Origin of the sequence: uncultured Abyssibacter sp. (genome assembly GCF_964000955.1) — a bacterium.
In the GTDB taxonomy this organism is placed as follows: Bacteria; Pseudomonadota; Gammaproteobacteria; order Nevskiales; family OUC007; genus Abyssibacter.
In genome coordinates, this window is record NZ_CAXFCL010000366.1 from 1 (window position 1) to 5621 (window position 5621).

Annotated in this window: 6 protein-coding genes; 3 read left to right on the forward strand and 3 right to left on the reverse strand. The window is 66.3% G+C overall.

The genetic code is table 11. The features are described from left to right. The 3 genes from ABNS06_RS17835 to pilG all read right to left on the reverse strand — a co-directional run. The coding region (locus ABNS06_RS17835; protein WP_348675955.1) for a hypothetical protein at window positions 1-1720 on the reverse strand (1720 nt) is incomplete at its 3' end. Then, window positions 1717-2280 carry a chemotaxis protein CheW gene (locus ABNS06_RS17840; RefSeq protein WP_348675956.1) on the reverse strand — a complete coding sequence of 188 codons (564 nt, stop codon included), beginning with the start codon at window positions 2278-2280 and terminating at the stop codon, window positions 1717-1719. The genes ABNS06_RS17840 and ABNS06_RS17835, both read right to left, overlap by 4 nt. Next, complete coding sequence (gene pilG, locus ABNS06_RS17845; RefSeq protein ID WP_348675960.1) at window positions 2280-2642, reverse strand: twitching motility response regulator PilG; 363 nt, start codon at window positions 2640-2642, stop codon at window positions 2280-2282. Before pilG ends, ABNS06_RS17840 begins: the two co-directional genes overlap by 1 nt. 442 nt (window positions 2643-3084) lie before the next feature. Here pilG and gshA point away from each other — a divergent pair, with 442 nt between their 5' ends. The 3 genes from gshA to ABNS06_RS17860 form a co-directional block, all read left to right on the forward strand. Then, window positions 3085-4368, forward strand: a complete 1284-nt coding sequence (gshA, locus tag ABNS06_RS17850; protein ID WP_348675957.1) for a glutamate--cysteine ligase — start codon at window positions 3085-3087, stop codon at window positions 4366-4368. Between the two features lie 33 nt (window positions 4369-4401). Beyond that, window positions 4402-5340, forward strand: coding sequence for a glutathione synthase (gshB, locus tag ABNS06_RS17855; RefSeq protein WP_348675958.1), 939 nt, complete (start codon window positions 4402-4404; stop codon window positions 5338-5340). Next, on the forward strand, window positions 5337-5621 hold a 285-nt coding region (locus ABNS06_RS17860), incomplete at its 3' end, for a hypothetical protein (protein WP_348675959.1). The genes gshB and ABNS06_RS17860, both read left to right, overlap by 4 nt.

Consider the following 5621-nt stretch of genomic DNA (forward strand, 5'->3'; position numbering starts at 1 on the left):
CCGCCCGCAAGCGGCTGTCCAGTCCGTCGAGCGCGGTTTCGAGCTGATCCAGCAGGTGCTCGGTCTGCGGCTGCGCCTGTTGCAGGGCCTCGATGTAGCACTCGGCCAGCGCGACCGCGTCGGCGAACTCGTCCGCCAGCAACGTGTTGTCGCGAATGTCGCGAAACCCGTCCAGATCCATGGTGCCCTGCAAGCGCGCCGTCAGGGCGGCGCCACGGTCACTCTCGAGCACGGACAGCGCCGACTCCACCTGGTGCAGCATGCGCCGGGCATCGGACAGCAGCCCGGGTTCTCCACGGGTGATGTATTCGCTGATCTGGTCCTTGAGCTGCGACAGGTTGACCAGTGATTCCCTCAGCGCGGCGTCGGCACCCTCTCGATGATCCAGCTTGACCGGCGGTGGTTCGGCCAGCACGGCGGCGGGGTCGCGCCGGTCACCTTCGCGGGCACGAACATGACCGAACAGAGCGTCCTGCAAATTGTGTTCGACCAGCAGCAGCGCGGTCGCCAGTTCCATCCAGCGCGCGTCGGCGGCGTCCAGTTCCAGCGTATCCAGCAGATCCGCCTGCCGGTCGATCACCCGCTGCAGGGCGCCGAGATCCAGCATCGACAACGTATCGGAGACGCGCTTGAGGGTGCGGGCCATCGACTCGTGCTGCTCCGGCGCGCGACGCCCGGTCCGGATCGCCAGGTCGATCTCATCCTTGACCTGCGCGAAGTCCTCGCGAATCTCGTTGGCCACCCGCGTCAGCACGTCGGTGTTCGGCCCGCGGATGCTGATGCGCATCTGTTCAAGCTGCGCATCGGGCACCAGACAACTGTCCAGCAGCAGCCGGCTGATCAAGGCGCTGGCGCGACGGGATCGGGTCCCGCTGCGGAAGACCTCGACCCCCAGGCCAACCGCGGCGCGAACCATCGCCGGCGCATCGCTGGCCTGCTCGCCCCCGACGGCCACGCGCTTGGTCAGCTCCCCGACCCGGCCCATCTGCCGCTTGAGTTCCAGACTGTCGGTCAGTTTCAGTGCCAGCAGGCACTCCACGGTCGCGGCGGTGGCCTGCATCAGCACACCAAAGCCCGCACCGGCGGCGAGCCCGCGCAGATGTTCGGCGATACGACCGATGCGCTTGAGGCTGTCGGTGCGTTCCTCGCCGCGCACCCAACTGCGCATCGCCTTGTGCAGGGCCGGCAGCAGCTTGCGCGCCGCCTGGGCGGCCGGATCGTCGGGAGAGGCACCCTCGGGCGCATCCAGCGGAATCGCGCCGGACTCGAAGATATGTCGCGCGACGAGGTCGGCCTCGCTGAGCACACCCAGCCCGCAGGACACGCGCAGCTCGTTGATCATCGGGTGGAACACGAGCAGCGCGTCCTGCTCCCCCGAGGTCAGCAAATCGAGATAGTCGCTGAACTGCACCGAGGCGCCGAGCAGCGCGGTGATCGCGGCTTCGCGGTCCCGAACTTCGTCACCATTGGCCAGCGCCTGCACGGCGCTCTTCATCGCATCGGCGAGGCAGGCGGCGCCGTAACACTGAACCACCGTGGCGATGCCTCGAATCTGGTGCAGTTCCACGACGCATTTCTGCAACAGCAGTTCGTCGTCACCGCGCTCCAGCGACTGGTCGATGTTGTCGCGAACGCGGCCAAGGCTGAGGTCCAGCTCCGCGCGCAGCCAGTGCAAACCATTGCGCGTGTCCTGCCCGGCAGGCTGCATCACCGCGTTCATGCGGCGGCTCCGGAGAGCACCTCGGGCATCTCGCCGAGGCCCGCGCTGGCGGCGCGGTGCAGTGACAGCGCCAGCCAGGGTTGACCGTCACGCACGAAACCGCCGAGCAGGTAGGCGGCGATCTCCTCCGGCGCGGTCTCGATCGCGCTCATGCGCTGATCGCCCGGTTCGAAGTTACGATAGCCGTAGACCTCGTCGACCAGAAAGGCGACCGGGTCGACATCGGAATTGAGCAGCAGCAGCCGCGATTGCGGACCGGGCACGAACCCGTCGCGCCCGAACAGGCGGCCAAGGTCCAGCACCGGATACAGCGCTCCGCGCACGTTCGCCACACCACGCATCCAGTCCGGCGCATTGGGAACGCGAGTCATCGCTGGCGGCGTGAGGACCTCGCGCACATCGGACCGCGGCGCCACATACAACTGGTCACGCACCCGCAGGCCCAGGCCCGTCCAGGTGCGAACCGCCTGCAGCGCGCTCTCGCCCGCGCCGGCCTGCAGGCGCTGCTCCAGCGCCGCAAGCAACTGATACGGAGGCAGCGTGTAGGGGTCGGCTTGCATCAAGCGGCTTTCGAGGCGGTGTGCTTGCGCACGGCGCCGAGCAATTCGTCTCGCGTGAAGGGCTTGGTCAGATAGTGATCCGAACCCACGATCCGACCGCGCGCACGATCAAACAGACCGTCCTTGCTCGACAGCATGATCACCGGCGTGTTCTTGAACCGTGGATTGCCCTTGATCAGGGCGCAGGCCTGATAGCCGTCCAGCCGCGGCATCATGATGTCGACGAAAATGATGTCGGGGTGGTGATCGGCGATCTTGGCCAGCGCCTCGAACCCGTCCACCGCGGTGATCACCGTGCAGCCTTCCCGCGCCAGCAAGGTCTCGGCGGTCCGCCGAATGGTCTTGCTGTCGTCGATGACCATGACTTTCACGTCTGATATCCCCCGCGTGTCTTCTTTCGATGCCACTGTGTTTCCCCCCGGGGAAGCCTGAAACGATGGTCAGTACACACCGTCCGTGTTGCCTGACGGTGATACCCGTGCAGCGCGAGATTCCATCGCGTCGCGCATCCCCGTCATGCCGGACCGGTCGACCATCCGATTGAACCGCCTCTGGCAGCTTTCCGCCTCGACCACGACCCCGTCCACACTCAACGATTCCCCCGGAGTCGCGTTTCAGCCTCCGTCTGCTCCCCGTCCCGCCGCAGACAGCCGCCGACGTCCGGCACGGAATAACGTCGGTTTTACCATATTTCGAACGGAAAACCCGGGATTCGAGGAAACACATCCTCACCGGCAGCATGTTGCCTTGCGGTAACATGCGCCCCCCAATGGCCTGGACGAACCGATGGCGCTACCGGACCCGATGACTGACGCCGAAGCGACACTCCGTGGACCTCTGCAACAGCTGGAATCCCGTCTGCTGGAACAGCAGGGTGAGATCGAGGCCTGGTTCCGCAGGCAGTGGCTGCAGACGCCGGCACCGTTCTACGCGTCCGTCGACCTGCGCAACGCGGGCTACAAGCTCGCGCCGGTGGACACGAACCTGTTCCCTGCCGGGTTCAACAACCTCGCGCCGGAATTCGAACCACTCTGCATCCAGGCCTTGCAGTCCGCCGTCGATCGCATCTGCCCCACCGCACGATCGCTGCTGATCATCCCCGAGAACCACACGCGCAACCGCTTCTATCTGGAGAACATGGCGCGGCTGGTCGAGTTGATGCACAAGGCCGGGTTCAACGTGCGCGTCGGTTCGCTGATGGCGGACCTGACGCAGCCCACCGACCTGGAACTGGACAGCGGCCGGCCGCTGCGACTGGAACCGCTGCGGCGCGAGGGCAACCGGATTGGCGTCGAGGGCTTCGATCCCTGCGCACTGATCCTGAACAACGACCTGTCGAGCGGTGTGCCGGAGATCCTCCGCGGGGTGGAGCAGCCGGTCATGCCACCGACCACGCTGGGCTGGGCAACGCGGACCAAGTCCGAGCACTTCACCGTCTATTCCCAGGTCGCCGGCGAATTCGCGAGTACCGTGGGCGTGGACCGCTGGCTGATCGATCCGCTGTTCCGCAACTGCGGGCAGATCAACTTCATGACGCGCGATGGCGAGGAGTGTCTGGCGAGCAATGTGGACATGTTGCTGACCGCGATCCGCGAGAAATACGCCGAGTACGGCATCGAGGACGACCCTTACGTCGTGATCAAGTCCGACGCCGGCACCTATGGCATGGGCATCATGACGGCCCGCTCGGCGGAGGATGTCACCGGTCTGAACCGCAAGCAGCGGACGAAGATGGCGTCCGGCAAGGAAGGCCGCGAGGTCACCGGCGCCATCATTCAGGAAGGCGTGCATACCCGCGAGCGCTGGGGTGAACACGGATCCCCGGCCGAATCGGTGCTCTACATGATCGACCGTTTCGTCGTTGGCGGCTTTTACCGCGTACACGAGTCACGCGGGGCGACCGACAGTCTCAATGCGCCAGGCATGCAGTTCCACCCACTGGCCTTCGCCGATGGCGCGTCACGACCCGACCCGCAGCTGGATCCCGACGCCGGGCCGAACCGCTACTACGCCTATGGCGTCGTCGCACGTCTGGCCCTGGTCGCGGCCGCGCGCGAGATCGTGCAGAACGGCCACGACGACGACTGACCGCTCCGACAGGCGCAGAGAAAGGACAGGCACATGCCGCAACTGGGTGTGGTGATGGACCCCATCGCCGGCATCAAGCCGGCCAAGGACACGACACTGGCGATGCTGCTGGAGGCCCAGCGGCGTGGCTACACGCTGACCTATTTCGAGATTCCGGACCTGAGCCTGCGCGACGGCCAGGCGCTGGGTCGGGGCCGCCCGTTGCAGGTGGTCGATGACGCGCGAAGCTGGTTCACGCTCGGCGATGTCCGCGAAGTGCCGCTGGCCGAGCTCGATGTCATCCTGATGCGCAAGGATCCACCGGTCGACGCCAGCTTTCTGTACGCGACGCATGTGCTGAGCCGCGCGGAGGCCGATGGCGCCAACGTGGTCAACCGGCCCGGCAGCCTGCGTGACTGGAACGAGAAGATCGCGATCTCGGGCTTTCCGCAATGCACGGCACCCACGCTGATCAGCATGCGCATGGCGGACATCCAGGCCTTCATCGACGCGCAGGACGACGCGATTCTCAAGCCGCTGGACGGCATGGGCGGCGCGGGCATCTTCCGCGTGTCCACCAGCGACCCGAACCGGGGCTCCATCGTCGAGACGCTGACCGACAATGGCCGACGGCCGGTGATGGCGCAGCGCTACATCCCCGCGATCACCCATGGCGACAAGCGGATTCTGATGATCGACGGCGAACCGGTGGATGTCTGCCTCGCGCGCATTCCGAAATCCGGTGAAACCCGTGCCAACCTGGCAGCCGGAGGCCGCGGCGAAGGGCGCCCGCTGAGCGACCGCGACCGCTGGATTGCCGCCGAGGTCGGACCGACGCTGCGCGAACACGGCCTGCGCTTTGTCGGCCTGGACGTCATCGGCGACTACCTGACCGAAATCAACGTCACCAGCCCCACCTGCGCCCGCGAGCTGGACGCCCAGTTCGGCATCAACATCGCGGGCATGCTGTTCGACGCCATCGAATCGGCATGAGGCGCTGGATCGGGGCAGCGCTGATCCTGCTGATGATCGGCGTACTGGTGCTGCGTGGCCGCGACGCCGACCCTCGGTTCGAACGGCAGCTCTACACCATGGGCACCCTGGTCACGCTGACCCTGCGAGCGCCGGAACACGATCCCGAGGAGCTGGCCGGCATCGTCAGCGAGGTCGAGTCGGAACTGAACCGGTTCCAGCAGCGCTGGTCGGTGCATGGTTCCGGCGAGCTGGCAACACTGAACGAGGCGCTGGCCAACGCCGCCTCGGCTCAGGGCCGC